Origin of the sequence: Streptomyces sp. NPDC047515 (assembly GCF_040643055.1) — a bacterium.
GTDB lineage: Bacteria > Actinomycetota > Actinomycetes > Streptomycetales > Streptomycetaceae > Streptomyces.
Map to the genome: position 1 here is coordinate 1 of NZ_JBEYTM010000174.1, position 1330 is coordinate 1330.

The 1330-nt window shown below is 68.3% G+C and carries 1 protein-coding gene; it reads right to left on the bottom strand.

Annotated elements, in window-relative coordinates:
- Nucleotides 1–170: 170 nt before the first annotated feature.
- The coding region (locus ABZ826_RS39385) for an IS1380 family transposase (RefSeq protein ID WP_361459413.1) at nucleotides 171–1330 on the bottom strand (1160 nt) is incomplete at its 5' end.

The following is a 1330-nucleotide window of genomic DNA, read 5'->3' on the forward strand; positions in this document are numbered from 1 at the left end:
AGCCTTGATCCGCCGAGGTGGTTCGAGAGTGATCTTCTGATCGGTTTCTGCGGCTGCTTTGGGCTGGTAGCTGGGTGTGGGCAGGTTGTTTCTGCTGGTCTGCCCAGCTTTTCCACGTTCTTCGGTTCCGGTTGGGCCCTGGTGGGCGGGGTGGGCTGGGACTGTGCGTGTCAGCCGGGTGGGCCGTGGACGGTGTCGAAGAGGTGTGTCCAGGCGTGCTGCCAGGGCCAGTTGTGGGGCAGGTGCAGGGTGACGCGTCGTGCGGATCGGGCGATGCGGGCCGGGACCTGGATCAGATGGGCCCGGAGGGTGGCGGTGGTGGCCTTGGCGTGGAATGTGGAGGTCAGGGAGCCAGCGGCCCGCAGCAGGTTGTAGGTCATCGCCCACAGGGTGAGCCAGGCTGCGTTGGCGTGGAAGTGTCCGGATGGCAGATGGGCCAGGGCCCCGGCCTTGCTGTCCGCGATGACCTGCTCGACCACGGCGTGGTGGCGGTGTTCCCGCTCGGCCTGGAGTGTCGGGGCGGGCTGGTCGGTGAAGAAGGGGTGGTAGCGCCAGACGGGAAACAGCTCGCCCTGCTCGCCCACGACGGCGGGTTTGGCCAGGTCACGGACCCGGCGCACGATCAGCCGGGCGGTGACCCGATCTGCTTTCTTCCGGCTGGCGAACGCGGTGTATTCGGGTATCTCGGCGACTTCGGCGTCCGAGATGAGGTCACCGGTCTCGGGGTCGGGGACCGCGGTCGGGTAACTGATCTGCTGCCAGGCGTCGTTGGGGATGCCAAGGACGGCCCGCTTGATGGAGGGGTTCATGCCGGTGGTGACCGAGAAGCGGGCCCCGGCCCGGCGGCAGGCGGCGATGACCCCAGTGTTGTAGAACTGCGAGTCGGCCCGCAGGATGCGCATGCCGGTGCAGCCGGCCTCGACGGCGGTGGTCAGGGCCTCGCTCACGAATTTCGGGGCGCCCCGGGAGTCAGCTGCTTTGCCGCGTCGCATCCGCACCGTCGCGATCACTGGCCTCGAGTGCGGGGTGCAGATCGTGGCGAGCAGGGGGTGCAGGGTGCGGATGCCCTTGAACCGGCCGTACTCGGCGCCCTGTTTCTTCCGGCCGTAGACGCGCTTGTGGGTGGAGTCGACGTCGATGAACGCCTTCGTGTCCGAGCCGGGCAGTAGCGGAGTGTGGGCGGCCAGTGCACTCAGGAACAGACGGTGCACGGCGTGAAGTTGAAGGGCGTGGCCGTGGGTGAACGCGCGCAGGAAGGTGCCCAGCGTGGACGGGGCACGGATACCCGCGAACACGGCCGGCATCGCCCCGTGCCGCAGCATGTCCAGGT